The organism is Actinomadura sp. RB99 (assembly GCF_014706005.1).
In the GTDB taxonomy this organism is placed as follows: Bacteria; Actinomycetota; Actinomycetes; order Streptosporangiales; family Streptosporangiaceae; genus Spirillospora.
The window spans coordinates 36,675-52,776 of sequence record NZ_JABMCA010000005.1; the positions used below are offsets into that span (position 1 = coordinate 36,675).

Annotated in this window: 15 protein-coding genes; 11 read left to right on the top strand and 4 right to left on the bottom strand. The window is 70.1% G+C overall.

The window, feature by feature from the left end; all coding sequences use genetic code 11:
• The first annotated feature begins 293 nt into the window (after nucleotides 1-293).
• Together amrb99_RS06575 and amrb99_RS06580 are read left to right on the top strand one after the other, a co-directional pair.
• Nucleotides 294-1,052 (top strand): SDR family oxidoreductase, encoded by a 759-nt coding sequence (locus amrb99_RS06575; protein ID WP_347256562.1) that lies wholly within the window; start codon nucleotides 294-296, stop codon nucleotides 1,050-1,052.
• A gap of 10 nt (nucleotides 1,053-1,062) precedes the next feature.
• On the top strand, nucleotides 1,063-1,413 hold the full coding sequence (locus tag amrb99_RS06580; RefSeq protein WP_190853569.1) for a MerR family transcriptional regulator: 351 nt from the start codon (nucleotides 1,063-1,065) through the stop codon (nucleotides 1,411-1,413).
• Between the two features lie 806 nt (nucleotides 1,414-2,219).
• On the opposite strand, the gene amrb99_RS06590 is transcribed toward amrb99_RS06580, so the two are convergent.
• Nucleotides 2,220-2,579: a hypothetical protein gene (locus amrb99_RS06590; protein ID WP_190853572.1), complete on the bottom strand. Its 360-nt coding sequence runs from the start codon at nucleotides 2,577-2,579 to the stop codon at nucleotides 2,220-2,222.
• Between amrb99_RS06590 and amrb99_RS49945 the strand changes: the two genes are divergently transcribed.
• Nucleotides 2,574-3,254 carry an AraC family transcriptional regulator gene (locus tag amrb99_RS49945; protein ID WP_206699830.1) on the top strand — a complete coding sequence of 227 codons (681 nt, stop codon included), beginning with the start codon at nucleotides 2,574-2,576 and terminating at the stop codon, nucleotides 3,252-3,254. The genes amrb99_RS06590 and amrb99_RS49945 overlap by 6 nt on opposite strands.
• A 359-nt stretch (nucleotides 3,255-3,613) precedes the next feature.
• Here the strand turns inward: amrb99_RS49945 and amrb99_RS06600 are convergent, their stop codons facing one another.
• On the bottom strand, nucleotides 3,614-4,237 hold the full coding sequence (locus amrb99_RS06600; protein ID WP_190853574.1) for a hypothetical protein: 624 nt from the start codon (nucleotides 4,235-4,237) through the stop codon (nucleotides 3,614-3,616).
• 595 nt (nucleotides 4,238-4,832) lie between these two features.
• Nucleotides 4,833-5,726: a LysR family transcriptional regulator gene (locus amrb99_RS06605; protein ID WP_190853576.1), complete on the bottom strand. Its 894-nt coding sequence runs from the start codon at nucleotides 5,724-5,726 to the stop codon at nucleotides 4,833-4,835.
• Nucleotides 5,727-5,810: 84 nt separating this feature from the next.
• On the opposite strand from amrb99_RS06605, the gene amrb99_RS06610 reads away from it, so the two are divergent.
• From amrb99_RS06610 to amrb99_RS06640, 6 genes are all read left to right on the top strand, one after another.
• Nucleotides 5,811-6,365, top strand: a complete 555-nt coding sequence (locus amrb99_RS06610) for an NADH-quinone oxidoreductase subunit B (protein WP_190853578.1) — start codon at nucleotides 5,811-5,813, stop codon at nucleotides 6,363-6,365.
• A gap of 493 nt (nucleotides 6,366-6,858) precedes the next feature.
• Nucleotides 6,859-6,999, top strand: coding sequence for a hypothetical protein (locus amrb99_RS06615; RefSeq protein ID WP_190853580.1), 141 nt, complete (start codon nucleotides 6,859-6,861; stop codon nucleotides 6,997-6,999).
• 499 nt (nucleotides 7,000-7,498) lie between these two features.
• A complete protein-coding gene (locus amrb99_RS06620; protein ID WP_190853582.1) occupies nucleotides 7,499-7,765 on the top strand; it encodes a hypothetical protein in 267 nt (88 codons plus the stop codon).
• A gap of 199 nt (nucleotides 7,766-7,964) precedes the next feature.
• On the top strand, nucleotides 7,965-8,336 hold the full coding sequence (locus amrb99_RS06625) for a hypothetical protein (protein WP_190853584.1): 372 nt from the start codon (nucleotides 7,965-7,967) through the stop codon (nucleotides 8,334-8,336).
• 1,131 nt (nucleotides 8,337-9,467) lie between these two features.
• Nucleotides 9,468-10,127 (top strand): response regulator transcription factor, encoded by a 660-nt coding sequence (locus tag amrb99_RS06635; RefSeq protein WP_190853586.1) that lies wholly within the window; start codon nucleotides 9,468-9,470, stop codon nucleotides 10,125-10,127.
• Nucleotide 10,128: 1 nt separating this feature from the next.
• Nucleotides 10,129-11,148, top strand: coding sequence for a HAMP domain-containing sensor histidine kinase (locus amrb99_RS06640; RefSeq protein WP_190853588.1), 1,020 nt, complete (start codon nucleotides 10,129-10,131; stop codon nucleotides 11,146-11,148).
• Nucleotides 11,149-11,159: 11 nt separating this feature from the next.
• Here amrb99_RS06640 and amrb99_RS06645 read toward each other — a convergent pair whose 3' ends face one another.
• Nucleotides 11,160-12,041, bottom strand: coding sequence for a helix-turn-helix domain-containing protein (locus amrb99_RS06645; RefSeq protein ID WP_190853590.1), 882 nt, complete (start codon nucleotides 12,039-12,041; stop codon nucleotides 11,160-11,162).
• 272 nt (nucleotides 12,042-12,313) lie between these two features.
• Between amrb99_RS06645 and amrb99_RS06650 the strand changes: the two genes are divergently transcribed.
• Entirely contained in the window at nucleotides 12,314-13,783 is a 1,470-nt protein-coding gene (locus amrb99_RS06650; RefSeq protein ID WP_190853592.1) for an FAD-dependent monooxygenase, read from the top strand.
• Nucleotides 13,780-16,077 carry an SDR family oxidoreductase gene (locus amrb99_RS50695; protein ID WP_347256563.1) on the top strand — a complete coding sequence of 766 codons (2,298 nt, stop codon included), beginning with the start codon at nucleotides 13,780-13,782 and terminating at the stop codon, nucleotides 16,075-16,077. Before amrb99_RS06650 ends, amrb99_RS50695 begins: the two co-directional genes overlap by 4 nt.
• The last annotated feature ends 25 nt before the right edge of the window (nucleotides 16,078-16,102 follow it).

A 16,102-nucleotide genomic window follows, 5' to 3' on the forward strand; every position in this document is an offset into this window, starting at 1 on the left:
GGACTCCACCGTGGCCCGGCCGCACCAGCACGCCGCTGGTGCGCGGAAAAGGTGACCACCGCGACTTCACGCAGATCACGGCTGGCTCGCGGACCGGTGGCCTTCGGCTCGTTCCTGGAGTGGGGCCCTGGCCGCCGGGCAGTTCGACCGCGACTACGCCACTCAGCGCGCTGCGATCAACGTCGGCATCGACACGGCTACGTGCGCTGACCACCAAAGTTCACCGGGTTGAGTGTCCGAAACCGTCCCAGCCCTTGACCTTGACGCCGAGGTCAGGGTTTAGCGTCTCGAGCGTGGAAGAGACGAACACCCTTCATGGCCGAGCAGTGCTGGTCACCGGTGGAGGCACCGGGATCGGTCGAGCGACAGCGCGGCAGTTCGCGGCCTGGGGCGCCGAGGTTCTCATCGTCGGCCGGACTGCCGGACGCTTGGCGGAGACAGCCGGGGACCATCCGCGCATCCGGACGTTCGTTGCCGATGTCGCCGAGCCGAACGCGCCCGCCGACATCGTCGCCGCAACGCTGGAGGCGTTCGACCGCATCGATGTCCTGGTCAACAATGCGGCGATCACTCGTCCGGCTCCACTCGGTGCGATCGATCGGAAGGTCGCCCAGGAGCAGCTCGCCACGAACCTTCTGGCTCCAGTGTTCCTCGCCCAACATGCTCTGCCGCATCTGGAGGCCGGCGGCACCATCGTCAATGTCACGTCCAACCCGCCCCACTATGGCTGGCCGAACAACTCGGTCTACGGATCGACGAAGGTGGCTCTGGATTTCCTGACCCACACGTGGGCTGTCGAGCTCGCGCAGCGCGGAGTTCGTGTTCTGTCCGTGGCCCCCGGGATAACGGCGACACCGGTGCTGAGCCATGCCGGTTTCTCCGACGAGCAGATCGCCGCGGCGGGCAAGGAGCTTCAGGCCCGGATCCCGCTCGGGCGTATCGCTCGACCGGAGGAGATCGCCTGGTGGATCGTGAACGCGACGCGCCCCGAGGCCGGTTACCTCACCGGTACGATCATTCGTGTCGACGGCGGGCTGAGCGCGGCTGGATGAAGATAGGGCAATGCTGATCGGAGAACTGGCGAACGAAGCAGGAACCACCATTCGCGCACTCCGGTATTACGAACAGCAGGGCTTGCTCCAGGCCCGGCGATTGCCGAACGGTTACCGGGAGTATGACGAGACGTCGATCGGGCGGGTGGGCAACATCAAACTGCTGCTCTCACTCGGTTTCACCGCCAACGACGTCCATGCCTTCCTGGCCTGTCTCGATCAGAACATCGCCGATGGTCCCCTCTGTCCCGCGAGTGCGCGGGTCATCGCCCGGAAGCTCACCGACGTCGAGGGGAAGATCGCCGCGCTGGGTGTCGTCCGCAAACGTCTCGTCGACGTACTGGCCCAAGCCGAAGGCTAGCCTCGATCTTTCACAGGCTCGGTCGGGCTGCGGAGCGACCCGACCGAGCCTTGTCGCCGTAGACACCCGCAAACGTCCACGATCGGCAGATCCGTCAACACCGGGGAGCGCGAACTGGTGCGGCGGGGGCGGTGGCCAGGTCGGTGCCGCACCGCCGGGTCGCCTCGATCCGGTTGGGGCTTCGTCGGTCGCTGGGAGTAGGACCAGCGACTCATGTGCGCTTTTAACGGCTCTAACTAGGGTCGACCTCATGCAATCAACGGGAATCGCTCATCGCGAGGTGCCGGAGCGTAGGCGCCACACTTTGGAACGGCTCGCTGCCGAGCGGGATATATGGGTGTCGACAGCTCACCCCGATCACGGCCCGCACCAGGTGCCGTTGTGGTTTTCGTGGGATGGGCGAGCGGTATGGATGTGCACCAGCGCGACCGCTGTGACTGTGCGTAACGTCCGCGAGGAGCCGCGTGTGCGCCTGGCCCTGCCGGACACTTTCGACGTGGTGCTTCTACAGGGGGAGGCGGAGTGCTTCCCAGACCAGGACGTGCCCGAGGACGCTGCGAACGCGTTCGCCGGCAAGTTCGGATGGGATCCGCGCACCGAGGACGGCCCTTTTGTATATGTACGTGTGGAGCCGAAGACAGTGCGCGCTTGGCGGGGGGAACCAGAACTGCGCGGCAGGGTCATCATGCGTGACGGGGTGTGGCTGGGGTAGCGGTCGTCCTGGCGGACGGTCTCTCCCTCCGAGCCGGACGGCCGCTCGAAGCACTCATAAGTCTGATGGGCGGATGGGTGAGGTAGTGGACCGTTCACCCGGCGGCCACCGCGATCGCCCATGCGATGTACAGGGCGTTGACCACCAGCCGGGCGGCCACTCCCACGGGTCGTTCGAGCAGGCGGGGCCGGTCGCGGCGGGCATGCCACAGGGCGTCGAGGTGCGACGGTAGATAAGCGGTGATCAATACGGCGGAGGCCCATCCACCCGCCTGTCTGCAGACGAGCAGGAGCCCGCCCACGGCGATCTCCGCGGCACCGCTCAGTGCGATGATGGCGCTGGCAACTCCGAGCCAGCACGGGACCAGCGAACGGAAGTATCCGGGAACGACGAAATGCGCGACCCCGACCACGATCAGGAAGGCGGCCAGTGCACCGGCGGCGAGAGCATGCATGCATCAACCCTCTTCCCGGCCCCGCACGCACGGCTTGAACGAAACGACCGCCTCCTCCTTGCTCCCGGGCTCACGCTCTTCAGCCAAGGCGGGCCCTTCCACGTCACCGAGCACCGGCACCCGGCCTTCAAGATCGTTTTGCCGTTCGGCGGCCAGGTGACCGTGCATCCGTCCGGCGACCGTCCGATCACCGCGCCCGGTGTGATCGTGCCGCCCCAGTACGCCCATGCCTGCTCGACGGACTCCGGCTTCGCGGCCCTGTTCGTCGACCCCTGGCTACTGCCGTCCGCTCTCGCCCCCACCACGCTGGACGCCGGCACCGTCCGGCGCCTCCTTGACGCCTCGTGCATGGTCGAGGTCACCGGCCTCACCGGGCAGGGTCCGGAACTCGATCCGCGGGTGGTGCGTGCCCTCCGCGCCTGCCCCGGCGAATCCCTGGCCGCCATAGCCGCCGAAGTAGATCTCTCCGCGTCTCGGCTGCGCACACTCGTCCGAGCGGCCGTCGGCATCCCGCTCGTGCGGCTCCGCCAGTGGGCCCGCTTGAAAACCGCGGTCTTCGCCCTACCGCACGCATCGGTCGCCGCCCCCGCCGCCGCCAACGGCTTCGCCGACCAAGCCCACCTCGCCCGGACGAGCCGGACCATGCTCGGCCGCACCCCTGCCTCACTCCGCTGACGCCGCCGTAGCACGTTCACCTGCCGGGCCGCACCGGCCCTATCCTCGGCCTACGAGCAGATTTCGCCGACACGGCGTTGATGGCAGACCTGGCCGGCGTTGAGGCGCGCGGCCCTGGAAGCTGTGACGGTCGGCATCTGTCCTGACCCCGCTCATCCGAATCGCCTCGCTGCTAGGTCCGAGACGCACGCCGGGTGGCCGACACGGCCTTCCTCTGTCTGTGAGCTTCCCAGTCGCTGTCGTTCAACGAATCACGCCCCGCGGCCGCTGCACCGCCGCGCGACTGCGGCCGTGCCGACGGTGATCGGCCCGCCGCTACGAGCCCGAGCCGATCTTCTGCGTTCCCCGGGACTCGGCGATCAATTCAGGGTGTAGCCGCCCTTGATCAGGGGTGCGTCGGCCGCTGGAGCCATGCACCGCGAAAGTTCGCCTTCTCCGGGAAGGGGGGCTCCGCTCAGCCCGATCCGGCTGGGGCCGGCGTTCCGTCCAGCGACGTAAAAGCTGACTCCCATGCGTGTGTGTTCTTTCAGCATGTCCTCCCAGGGTCCACCGGGCGTGACCCGGGTGAGCGTGCCTGTGACGGTCGCGGTGGGTCCGCCGGTGGTGAGGCAGTCCACCTTCAGATCGCCCCAGTTGGTGAACCAGGCCCCGTCCGGCAGCTTGAACCGGTGGGAGATCCGGAAGGTCCCCCACGATCGTGTGGGCCGCCAGGCGCCGTTGGGATCGAAAGTGGCGTGCGCGTCGACGGTGACCTGGATGTCGTTGTCGGGTGCTGGGAAGTACATCCTGGCCCAACCCTTGAGGTGGGTGGCGTTGGCGCCCCCGGGTGGGATGCTGCTGTGGGCGCGCTTCGCCGGGACGGGCGCATCGGCCGCCGCCCATCCCGTTTGGGACGCCGCGGTGATCCCGACAATGATGGTGGCGGCTAGGCCGATGGCGACGGCCGACCCCAGGGCGAATGTGCGGCGGTTCCCGTTGCTCATGTGTGCACTCCGATCAAGGACGTCATGTCTTGCTCTTCGAGCTTCTCGACCGGCGCACGACCGCGGTTCCCCCTTCCGGGGGATCATGATCACTCCTGCGGGTGAACGTGCGGCCGGAAAGCTAACGCCTACCTGGACCGTCGAGGATGCCGCGGACAGAACTTTGGATGCGCTTCGTATCAGCACCAGCGGGCTTGTGACTGGGCTCGCGGGCGGAATTGGGCGCGGCGTTGGGGCCGGGCTCGCGGCCGGACTCGCCGCTGACTCCTGGCAGTCCCGGTCGGAAGCGAGAACCCGGATCGGCCGGGTTCGCCGATCCAGGTCGCCGGGTGGAGCGGAGATGGGCGGCGCACAGTGCGAGGGCGGTCAGGCCGGTCAGCGCGTAATAGTTGCCGAAAGGCAGGTCGGCGCCCTGCCGGGCGTACTCACCAGCCGCCTCGCGACTCGGAGATGAGCCACGACGCCCTCCGGTGTGCGGTTCACCCTCGGGCCACGGCGGAGAACTCTGCCTTCCTCGCCTGGGCGGAAAAGTCTGGACCGCTGCGCAGCGCTTCCCCATCGGGGCACGGCGGCGGGTGAGCCCGAGCGGGAGAGGTCAAGGCCGGGGCAGCATTCCGGTGGCCTGGGCGAAGTCGTGGACTACGGCGTTGTCGGTGCCGGTGGGCCAGACGGGGGCGCAGATCACCGGCGGCAGGCCGGACACCGGCACGGTGACGACGTGCGGGTTGTCCGGGCGCACCGCGGCGACCGTCAGGTGGATGGCGTCTCCGGCGGCGACCAGGACGATCGCCTCCTCAAGCGAGGCGGACCTGTGCTGGTGCACCCGGCGCAGCGGGGCACCTCCGGGGGTGGCCGGCGGTATCCACAGGTCGGCGAGCCTCTGCGGCATGCCGCTCGGATACAGGATGTCTTGATCGGCCAGTTCCTCGGCGTCGACGGTGACACGCCGAGCCAGGGGGTGCCCGGCCGCCACCAGCACCGCGCGTTCCTCGCGCAGCCAGGCGGGGCCGACGGTGAACCCCATGGCCTCCACGGGGGCGGGGTCGGCGGGCAGCCAGCCGACGAAGACGTCCACCGGCCAGTCGTCCCCCCAGCGGGACGGGTCGGTGTTGGGGTGCGCGGAGCGCACCAGGGCGCAGTGCGGCTGGGCCCGCTCGAACGCCTGGATCGGCCCGTCGACGACGGAGCCAGGAAGGCTGGTCGCGACGCCGACGCGCAGCACCTCGGTGCCCGCGCCGCTGCGTGCCTCCTCCAGCGCCCGTTCCATCCGCTCGTATGCGGGGCGCAGTTCGGCGCGCAGGCGTTCGCCCAGCGGCGTCAGCCGGACCCGCCTGCTCGTCCGCTCGAACAGCGAAGCGCCGACCCGGCGTTCCAGCGCGCGCACCGCCTGGCTCACGCGAGGCGCGGACACGCCCAGCCGCCGGGACGCGCGGCCGAAGTGCAACTCCCGGGCGACCTCCAGGAACGCCTCGATCTCGCGGATCTCCATGCGCCCATTGTGACGCCTGGCTTAACGACCATGGCGCGATCGGTCATTGATCACCCTCGCCCGCCCGGCCAGCCTGGAAATGCTATGGGACTCGAAGAACACATCCCCGGGGACTTCCTGCTCACGACCGTCGAGAAGGCGGCGGGGCTGGCGCGCGCGTCATCGATGTGGCCGATGACGTTCGGCCTGGCCTGCTGCGGCATGGAGCTGATGGCCGTCGGCGATCCGCGCCACGACTTCTCACGGTTCGGCATGGAACGAGCCTCGGCGACGCCGCGCCAGGCCGACCTGATGGTCGTGGCTGGACGGGTGAGCCAGAAGATGGCCCCGGTGCTGCGGCGGCTGTACGACCAGATGGCCGCCCCCAAGTGGGTCATCGCGATGGGCGTGTGCGCCTCGTCGGGCGGCATGTTCAACAACTACGCCGTCGTGCAGGGCGTCGACCACATCGTGCCGGTCGACATCTACCTGCCCGGCTGCCCGCCCCGCCCGGAAATGCTGCTCGACGCCATCGTCAAGCTGCACGACAAGGTGCGCAACACCAGACTGGGCGCACACCGCCGCACCGAGGTCGTCCAGCAGGAACGGGCCCGCCTCACGCAGCTCCCGCTGATCGACATGCGCTCCACCGCGGAGTAGGAGGCGGGCGACGCGGCGACGCCCTGGTCGGGCCGGGGGAACCCTGCGCCGGCGGGCCCCTGGGGAGGTCAGGAGCCGAGAGACCCACCGACCAGTGGTCCTCGGCGCCTTTGCCGGTCGGGCCGAAGAGCCGACACCGACCCGGCGGCATCCCGCCGAGCACGCGCGCATCATCATCGACCCGAAGCACATCCCTGCCCGGCGTCCTTGCCATCCGGCTCGCCCGTCGCGGCCAGGTCGTCATCGGCCAGATCGATCCCGCTACGGCGGTTCGCCTCCCAGAGCCTGGGGCGGCCGCGAGTTACGGACAGCGCGGTGGAACCAGCCGATCAGATACCGGGCCACAGCGGTCATCGTCTGCATGCGGAAGTGGACCTCGCGCGAGGTGGTCGTGCCCGGGTGCGGCCCATTGGTATGCGTCATTCACCACAGGCCGCGGACGAGGCCGCCGCCCTCTCGCTCGGGCAGGTGGCCGTTGTCTCTGGGATAGGCGATGGCCCTGCTGCCGTCGCCCTACTGGTTCTGCGTGAATCCCTTGGTCGCCGCCGAGTGGATGATCATCGACTCCGGTATCGCGCGGATCTGCCCATTGGCCGCCTCGAAGCTCTGCTCGACGAAGTTGGCAACCGCCTAGCGATGGTGGTTGAGCCGGCCCTGTTCGAACCGCCTGCCGACCGTCCAGATTGCTTCGACACGGTGATTTGACAGGGAAGCAGAGCACCGCCGCCAAGAAGGTCCGCGCCGCCACGCGTCAGGGCGCCAAGTACACCGCTGCCCTCCGTGAGGCCAGCGGCCTTCACCTTTCCGCCCCACCTCGCCCCCCCTTCGACGACCAAGCGCTGGCCGAGGGTGAACGCCTGGCCGTGGAGGGCTGCGAGCGCTTGCGGCTGCGAGCGCGCTGCTGCCGGTGCGCATGGCCGACCCGACCCCGAGGTGGCTCAGCCGCGGATGCAGGCCGAGGAGGAGGGCCACCGCCCCCCAGTGGCGGCGGTGGGCGTCGGCGGAGGCCACCGTCGACGGGTAGTGCTGCGCGAGACCCGGTACGGGCCGAACCGCTCGGAGTACACCTCGCACCGGCGCCAGGACTGCGCTGGCAGGCCGCGGTCCGGCTCGACCTGACGCGCGGAGGGAAGGTGCTGGGTGAGGACTTCGCGGGCAGCACCTCGAACTGGCAGACCGTCGGCTGGTGCGTGAGCCGGGACGACGCCCGCCAGATCGCCCGCGCCTACACCGCGCACCGCGGTGACTACGCCCGCGCTGACCTCGCTGAACGGTGCGCGTCGGTTCCTCCTCGGGACGTCAAGTGGTTCGCTGTGCAGTTCGGTGAGGCGTCGGTGCGGCCGGCTCTCGAAGCGCAGGAGCCCGCCGTCTCGTTCGGGTATCAGCCCCGCAAGCCATGAGGAGAGCGCGCAGATGAGCGGCGGTGCGCCGTTCAGGGTGCCGGTGGAACGCCTCACCCGGGCATCAGCGAGCCTTTCAGCGTTCCGCTGTGGCTTGCGACCAGGCAGATGATCAGCCTGTCATGGGCTTCCCAACCGCTCCGCGTCGGCTGCGCGCTCCTTGCCCACAACGGTGCGCGGCTCCGCGGCGCCGAAGGTCATGGCCCACAGCGTCCGGCAGCCCTTCTTCGCAGTCGTGGTCTCCGCCCGCTTTCCCGGCCATTCGTCGCCGGGCACCGTGAAGACCCCCAGCACCTGGACTTCGTGGTCGGACCCGCAGCCGATGAGTTGCTCGTCTTTGTCCAGCCGCCACTTCTCGACGCATTCGCCGGCTGTGAGCCCGCCGATCTCCGTCGAGCCCGCGGACCGCGCTGACCGGAAAGATCTGGCCGGGGCCGACCTCACCGATCTGGTCAACGTCGGCCGGGCGGTGGCCGGCTACTTCGCACGCGTCGGGATCACCCGCAGCGACACAGCTGACGGGCAGGGACCCGATCGAACTGTACGAGCAGATGTCGGCCGCCTGCGGTGAGGCCCTGGACCCGTGCCTGCTCGACACCATCATGTCCGCCGTGGACCAGGCCGAAGGGCGACCCGCCCGCCCATGGTGGCACTACACCCCAGAACGCAAACGGCTGCTTACCGCAACCAGACCCACCACCAACGAAGACGCTTAGAACAAGGAACATGCAAACGCGACCTCATCGTCGGCCAGCCCCAGCACCTGACGGACATGCCCCGCCACCACAGGCGGGACCTCGGCCAGCTTCGGAAAATACCCCCCCAACCGCTGGTAGGTCGTCCTCGTGGGCCTTGACAGCGCCCTGTTGAGTTCGGGAGATCGCGCCGAAAGCAGCGTCACCGTCTCGTTGATGCAGCGCCAGTGGTGCCGGCTCGGTGTCGAGGTGAGTTCGCCCGAGGATGGTGCGAGCTGGGTGGCGTTCCTGCGTGGGCTGGTCGCCCGTGGTGCTGGACGTGACCGGGAGGACCTTCTGACCGAGCGTCATGGGCCCGGCACCGCATTTCCGGCTAACGTGATCCATCCACCGGGACGAAAGCCGCTTCCTGCCCGTGAGTCCGCAGCTGCCGGCTTCCCTTGTGGCTCCCAAGCGCCGTTCGGGGAGCCGTGGAGAGGCTCCGATTCAGCCCTCTGAACTGCATCGAACTCTGTCGGGGCGGCGGGATTCGAACCCACGGCCCCGTGACCCCCAGCATCGTGATATACGTCCGAGGGCTCCACCCTCGTCCAGATTGAGCTTCCGCCGGCGCCGCTCACCAAACCCACGGGAACGGCGGCAGATCCGATGTGAACCGGATGTTACGAGCGTGTGACCTTTCTCGAAGAGAAGGGTGATATGGATCACGTTGTGCCGAAAGGGGCGAGCTTGAAGAGGTGAGTTACGGGGCGTGATTGGCTATGCGAGATTTCGGCCTTGTCTCGGTGAGTTGAGTCGAGTAAGTATGGAATGTGTTGATCGCCAATGACGCGACGCTCCCGAGTGACCACGGGTCGATGGCCGGCCTCACGCATCGGGGCACCCGTTCCGGGAATTGGTCTCTTCCGGGATGGGAACGTTCTAGGCGATCTCGCATCGATGTTCCTGACCGTCCGGGGTGGGCGCGCATGACCTGCCGCCCTTCAGTGACACAGCCAGGGGAATATATGCGGGTCCTTCTCGTCGAAGACGACGCCGAGTTCAGTGAGGAATTAGCCGGCCGGCTGGAAGAGCAGGGAATGGACACCGTCGCCGTCGATCAGGGGAGGGCGGCACTCGAGCACTGCGCCGAGGTGGACATCGTCCTGCTGGATCTCATGCTCCCGGACCTCGACGGGTTCGCGGTCTGCCAGCTGATCCGCAACAGCTCCACCGTGCCGATCATCATCGTCAGCGGCCGGGACGACGAGTTCGACAGGGTGCTCGGCCTGCGGATGGGCGCGGACGACTTCGTCGCCAAGCCCTACCGGGTCCGCGAGCTCACCACCCGGATCGAGGCCGTGGTCCGGCGCGCCCGCGGGGCGTGGGCGGGCGGCGATTCGGTCAAGGAACTCGGCGGGGTCCACCTCGACCTGCGGCTCCGGCGGGTGCTGGTGAACGGGGAGGAGGTCGCGCTGACGCGCAAGGAGTTCGATCTGCTGGCGTTCCTGGCCTTCGAACCCGGCCGCACGTTCACCCGCGGCCAGATCATGGAAGAGGTCTGGGGGCACGACGGCGCCGGCGACACCAGGACGCTCGGCGTGCACATGACGGGGCTGCGCAAGAAGCTCGGCGTGGCGGGTCTCATCGAGACCGTGCGCGGCGTGGGATTCCGCCTAGTCGCCTGACATGTGGTCACGGATCTTCGGGGGTCAGCTCGCGCTGACCCTGCTCGCGCTGTCGGCGGTCGTGCTGCCCGCCGGACTGCTCATCGGCCACTGGGACGTCCTCGCCACCGCCGGCGGCAGTGCGCTCGTCGCGGTCGGCGCGCTCGCCGTTCCCCTGAAGTTCTGGCTGCTCGAACCCGGCCGCGCGCTCGCGGACGCGGTCCGGGGGCTGCGGGCGGGCGACATCGAACGGCTGGCCGCGCACCGGGCGCCGCCCTGGCTGCGGGAGCTGCTCGACTGCGTCCATGACATAGCCACCGCCCAGCAGAGCAACGCGTTCTTCCTAGCGGACGTGGCGCACCAGCTGCGGACCGAGATCCAGTTGCTGCAGATCCGGCTGGAGGGCCTGGACGGTCATGTGGACGAGGCCGGCAGGCGGCTGCACTCGCGTGCGCTCGCCGACACCGAGCGCCTGCACAGCACGCTGACCGAGCACCTGGAGCTGGCCAAGCTGATCGAGGTCAGGCCGCCGCTGGAGATCGAGATGTGCGAGGTGGTGGTCGAACGAGCGGGCGCCTGGTCCGACGTCGCGGACCGGCACGGCATCACGATCCGGACTCTGCTGCACGGCAGGGCCGTCATCCTCGCCCGGAGCGGGATGCTGGAGCAGCTACTGGACATCCTGCTCGACAATGCGGTCCGTCATTCGCCCCGGGCGAGCACCATCATCGTCTCGGTGCAGGTCGGCGGGCGCGACACCACCCTCCGCGTGGTGGACGAGGGTCCCGGCATGACCGCCGAGGAGCGTGAGCGCGCCACCGTGCGCGGCTGGCGCGGCGAGCGGGAGAAGGGGGAGGGCCGCGGTCTGGGCCTGTCGATCGCCGGGATGCTGGTCGGGGCGAACGGCGGCCGGCTGACCCTCGCGGAGGCCCCCGGCGGCCGGGGGGTGGACGCGCGGTGCACGTTCCCCGTCATCAATCCCGGTGCCGCGGCGGTCGTGGACGACGAGGACGACGAGGACGACAGCGTCCCCGTCAGGTGACCCCGGGCCGGTCAGCCGGCCTTGGTGGCCTTGCCGGCCCTGGCCTCGCCGGTACGGGTGGTGGCGCGCTGGGCGAAGGTACGCTCCACGTCGGCGCCGTCGTAGTACGTGCGGCCCGCCCGGGTGCGGCGGTTCCAGCGGTGCTCGCTGGCAAGGCGGTAGACGCTTCCGGTCGGCAGCCGCCAGAGGCGGGCCACCTCGGTCGCCGTCAGCCAGGCGGCAGGGGCGGGGGAAGGCGTCGGCTCCAGGGCCTCCGCCGATTTCGCCGAGTCCGCCGGTCCCGGATGACGGTCCAGACGGCGGCTGAGCCCGAGCCATTCATGCGCGGCCCAGCGATGTTCCGCGTCGGCCGAGCACACGATCTCACCCGGAGACTCGTGCGGCCTGACCAGGGCCACCAGCTCTCCGGCGCAGCCGCTCTCCACGCAGGCGGCCCCGACCGGGACCCGGCGGCGGCCGTCCGGGCGGGCCACCCGGCGGGCGCCGCCGGTCAGCCGGCCGATCTCGCGGGCGAACTCGGCGGCGGATTCGTGCCCGCACAGCCAGCCGAGATGGCGGGTCAGGAAGCAGCTCAGGCCGGCCGCCGTGCGGCGCGGGCGCGCGATGCCGCGTTCGTCCGCGACCAGGGCGCTCCATGAGCCGAGCACCGCGCGGATCGCCGCCCGGGCATCGGCGGCAGCGTCGTTGAACGGGAGCCCAGGCAGGGGTCCGCCCGAGGTGCGGCCGACGGAGACCCGCTGTTCGGAGCCGCCGAGGAGACGGCCGCACTCCTCGTACAGCACGGGCAGCAGGGACAGGTCGTCGGCGAGCGCGCCGGCGCAGGGATCGCACAGGCGCGCGGCCCCGGCCACGGTCCGGCGGCAGTTCGGCGCCTTACAGATCGAATTCGTCACCCGCTTCACGCTAGAGAGCACGCCAGGCCGCCAACAAGACGGCCGCGCAAGATGTTCACTAACTTCGGCTTCAAAATGCTAAGCGGTGCCTGACATAGCCCTTTCTAATCTTGTCTAGCGTTCTTCGAATCTCGCTTCATGAAAACTTAGAACGCCCCTCTCTTGTCATTCAATGGGATTCCGAAGAAGCTATCAACTACCGTCCCAACGAGTGTCTTCACCTTCCGGTCGCGCATTTCTCCGGCGGGTGGCGAGGAATCGAGGAGTCGCACGTGGACGCCGAAGTGATCGTCGTGGGCGCGGGTCCGGCGGGAATGATGCTCGCCGGTGAGCTGCGCTTGGCCGGGGTCGATGTCGTGGTCCTTGAACGGCTCGCAGAGAGAACCGGGGAATCACGCGGCCTGGGGTTCACCGCGCGCACGATGGAGGTCTTCGACCAGCGCGGACTGCTGCCGCGGTTCGGCGAGATCGAGGTCAGCAATGTGGGCCATTTCGGTGGCGTTCCGGTCGACTTCGCGGTGCTCGACGGTGCGCATCAGGCGGCCAAGACCGTCCCGCAGTCGCAGACCGAAACGGTGCTGGAGGAGTGGGTCACCGCCCTCGGCGGCGACATCCGGCGCCGCCACGCGGTGGTCTCGGTCAAGAACCTGGACGACCGGGTGGAGGTCGAGGTCGAGGGATCGGAGGGTGCCCACACTCTCACCGCGCCATACCTGGTCGGTTGTGACGGCGGGCGCAGCGCCGTCCGCAAGGCCGCCGGGTTCGACTTCCCCGGCACGGCGGCCACGATGGAAATGTATCTCGCCGACGTTCGCGGGCTCGACCTCGAACCGCGCATGATCGGCGAGACCCTGCCGGGCGGGATGGTCATGGTCGGCCCCCTGCCCGGCGGCATCACCCGCCTCATCGTCTGCGAGCGCGGCACGCCCGCCCGCCGCCGGACCGCGCCGCCGGAATTCGACGAGGTGGCCGCGGCGTGGAAGCGGCTCACCGGCGACGACATCTCGCACGCCGAGCCGGTCTGGGTGAGCGCGTTCGGCGACGCCACCCGCCAGGTCACCGAGTACCGCCGCGGCCGGGTGTTCCTGGCCGGCGACTCCGCGCACATCCATCTGCCCGCCGGAGGCCAGGGCATGAACACCGGCATCCAGGACGCGGTCAACCTCGGCTGGAAACTCGGCGCCGTCGTCAAGGGCCGGGCCCCCGCCGGGCTTCTCGACACCTACCACGAGGAACGGCACCCGGTGGGCAAGCGGCTGCTCATGAACACGCAGGCACAGGGCCTGCTCTTCCTCAGCGGCCCCGAGGTGCAGCCCCTCCGCGACGTCATGCGCGAACTCATCGGCTACGACGAGGTCTCCAAGCATCTCGCCGCCATGGTCAGCGGGCTGGAGATCCACTACGACGTCGGCGGCGGCACGCATCCGCTGCTCGGCCGCCGCATGCCGAACCTCGCCCTGGACGGGGACGCCCGGATCGGCGGCAGCACCGAGGCGCTGCGCGGCGGCCGCGGGGTCCTGCTCGATCTGGCGGACAATCCCGCGCTGCGCCGTCGTGCCGCCGGATGGGCCGACCGGGTGGACATCGTGACCGCCAAGCCCCGCGGCGCCACGCCGCCCTCCTGGCCCGACGGCACCGCGGCCGTCCTCGTCCGCCCCGACGGCCACGTCGCGTGGGCGGCGCCGGGCAGTCACGCCGACCTGCCGATGGCCCTGCGGCGCTGGTTCGGCGACCCGCGGTGACGGCGGACGCGACGGCCACCCTGGACGCGGCGGACCGCCGGGTTCTCGTGGTCGGCGCGGGCCCGGTGGGCCTGCTGCTCGCCGGTGAGCTGCGGCTGGGCGGCGCGGACGTCACCGTGCTCGAACGTCTCCCCGCCCCGACGACCGAGTCCCGCGCGTCCACCCTGCACGCCCGCACGATGGAGCTCTTCGACGCCAGGGGGCTCCTCGACGCGTTCGGCACGCTGCCGAACGACGCGATGGGCCACTTCGGAGGCATTCCGCTCGACCTGACGCTGCCGACCCCCTATCCCGGCCAGTGGAAGGCGCCGCAGACCGTCACCGAGGCGGTCCTCGGTCGGTGGGCGGGCGCCCTGGGCGCCGACATCCGCCGTGCGCACGAGGTGCACGGCCTCACCGTCCATCAGGACCATGTCGTCGCCGAGGTTCGCACGCCGGACGGCCCGGCCCGCTTCCGCGCCGGGTATGTCGTCGGCTGCGACGGCGAGCAGAGCACGGTCCGCAGGCTGATCGGCGCGGACTTCCCGGGCCGGGACTCCAGCCGCGAGCTGATCCGCGCGGACGTCGACGGCGTCCAGATCCCGGACCGCCGCTTCCAGCGGCTGCCGGCGGGCCTGGCCATCGCGGCCCGGCGCGGCGACGGCGTCACCCGGGTGATGGCCCACGAGTTCGGCCGCGCGGCCGTCCCGCGGCTGGGCGCTCCCACGTTCGATGAGATCACCGGCATCTGGCGGCGTGTCACCGGCGAGGACATCGGCGACGGTACGCCGCTGTGGGTGGACGCCTTCGGCGACGCGTCCCGGCAACTGGCGCGCTACCGGCACGGCCGGGTGCTGTTCGCCGGCGACGCGGCCCACGTCCAGATGCCCGCGGGCGGCCAGGCCCTCAACCTCGGCCTGCAGGACGCCTTCAACCTGGGCTGGAAGCTCGCTCTGGTCACTCGGGGCAGGGCGCCTGCCGCTCTGCTGGACGGTTACCACGACGAACGGCACGCGGTCGGCGCGCGGGTGCTGGCCGGCATCAGGGCCCAGGCGCTGCTCCTGCTCGGAGGCCCCGAGGTGGACGCGGTGCGGGCGGTGTTCGCCGAGCTGGTCGACCATGAGCCGGTCCGCCGCCACCTCGCGGGCACGATCTCCGGCCTCGACATCCGCTACGGCATCCGGGACGGGACGAACCCGCGTCAGGGAAGCCGCCTCGTTCCCGCCGACCCCGCTCCGCTTCGGACGGGCCGCGGCCTGCTGCTCGACCCGTCCGGCGAGCTGCGCCGCGTCGCCGCCCGCTGGGCCGACCGGGTCAGCACGGTCACCGCCGTGGCCCCGGCGGAGGGCGGTTGCCTCGTCCGCCCGGATGGTTACGCCGCGTGGGCCGCCACCGGCACCGGCGACGGCACGAGCCTCGCGGCGGCGCTCGAACGGTGGTTCGGACCTCCGACGCCCACCTTCACCCCGGAAACGCCAAGAACACCGAGAACCCCGCGAATCCCGGAAACCCCGCGAACGACCCGGCGATCAACCCCGAAACGGAGTGCGGAGATGGACAGGTTCACCGGCAAGACGGCCCTGGTCACCGGGGCCAGCCGCGGGATCGGACGGCAGATCGCGACCCGGCTCGCGAGCGAGGGCGCGCTGGTCGCGGTGCACTACTCGGGCGGCCGGGAGGCGGCCGGCGAGGTCGTCGCCGCGATCGAGAAGGACGGCGGCCGGGCCTTCACCGTCCAGGCCGAGTTCGGCAAGCCGGGTGACGTGCACCAGCTCTTCCTCGAACTCGAACACGGCCTCAAGGAGCGCACCGGCTCGGTCGATCTGAACATCCTCGTCAACAACGCCGGCGTGATGGGCGGCACCGCCCCTGAGGAGACCACCCCCGAGAAGTTCGACGAGCTCTTCGCGGTCAACGCCAAGGCTCCGTTCTTCATCATCCAGCGCGCGGTCTCCAACCTCACCGCGGGCGGCCGCGTCATCAACATCTCGTCCGGCCTCACCCGCTTCGCCAACCCGGACGAGATCGCCTACGCGATGACCAAGGGCGCCGTGGAGCAGCTCGCGCTGCACTTCGCCAAGATCCTCGCGCCGCGCGGCATCACGATCAACAGCGTTGCACCCGGCATCACCCGCAACGACGACCCGGTCTTCGACATCCCCCAGGCCGTTGAGCAGATGGGGGCGCTGTCGGCGTTCAACCGCGTCGGCGAGCCCGCCGACGTCGCGGATGTGGTCGCGTTCCTCGCCTCCGCCGACGCCCGCTGGGTGACGGGCGCCTTCATCGACGCCACCGGCGGCACGCTGCTCGGCTGAGGCCGCCCCTCAGGCCGCCCCGGAA

What these genes read in the sequence shown, in the direction of transcription:
- amrb99_RS06580 (WP_190853569.1), top strand. Translation starts at nt 1,063, where the DNA reads ATGCTGATCGGAGAACTGGCGAACGAAGCAGGAACCACCATTCGCGCA.
- amrb99_RS49945 (WP_206699830.1), top strand. Translation starts at nt 2,574, where the DNA reads ATGCATGCATCAACCCTCTTCCCGGCCCCGCACGCACGGCTTGAACGA.
- amrb99_RS06590 (WP_190853572.1), bottom strand. Translation starts at nt 2,579, where the DNA reads ATGCATGCTCTCGCCGCCGGTGCACTGGCCGCCTTCCTGATCGTGGTC.
- amrb99_RS06600 (WP_190853574.1), bottom strand. Translation starts at nt 4,237, where the DNA reads ATGAGCAACGGGAACCGCCGCACATTCGCCCTGGGGTCGGCCGTCGCC.
- amrb99_RS06605 (WP_190853576.1), bottom strand. Translation starts at nt 5,726, where the DNA reads ATGGAGATCCGCGAGATCGAGGCGTTCCTGGAGGTCGCCCGGGAGTTG.
- amrb99_RS06610 (WP_190853578.1), top strand. Translation starts at nt 5,811, where the DNA reads ATGGGACTCGAAGAACACATCCCCGGGGACTTCCTGCTCACGACCGTC.
- amrb99_RS06615 (WP_190853580.1), top strand. Translation starts at nt 6,859, where the DNA reads ATGGCCCTGCTGCCGTCGCCCTACTGGTTCTGCGTGAATCCCTTGGTC.
- amrb99_RS06625 (WP_190853584.1), top strand. Translation starts at nt 7,965, where the DNA reads ATGGCCCACAGCGTCCGGCAGCCCTTCTTCGCAGTCGTGGTCTCCGCC.
- amrb99_RS06635 (WP_190853586.1), top strand. Translation starts at nt 9,468, where the DNA reads ATGCGGGTCCTTCTCGTCGAAGACGACGCCGAGTTCAGTGAGGAATTA.
- amrb99_RS06640 (WP_190853588.1), top strand. Translation starts at nt 10,129, where the DNA reads ATGTGGTCACGGATCTTCGGGGGTCAGCTCGCGCTGACCCTGCTCGCG.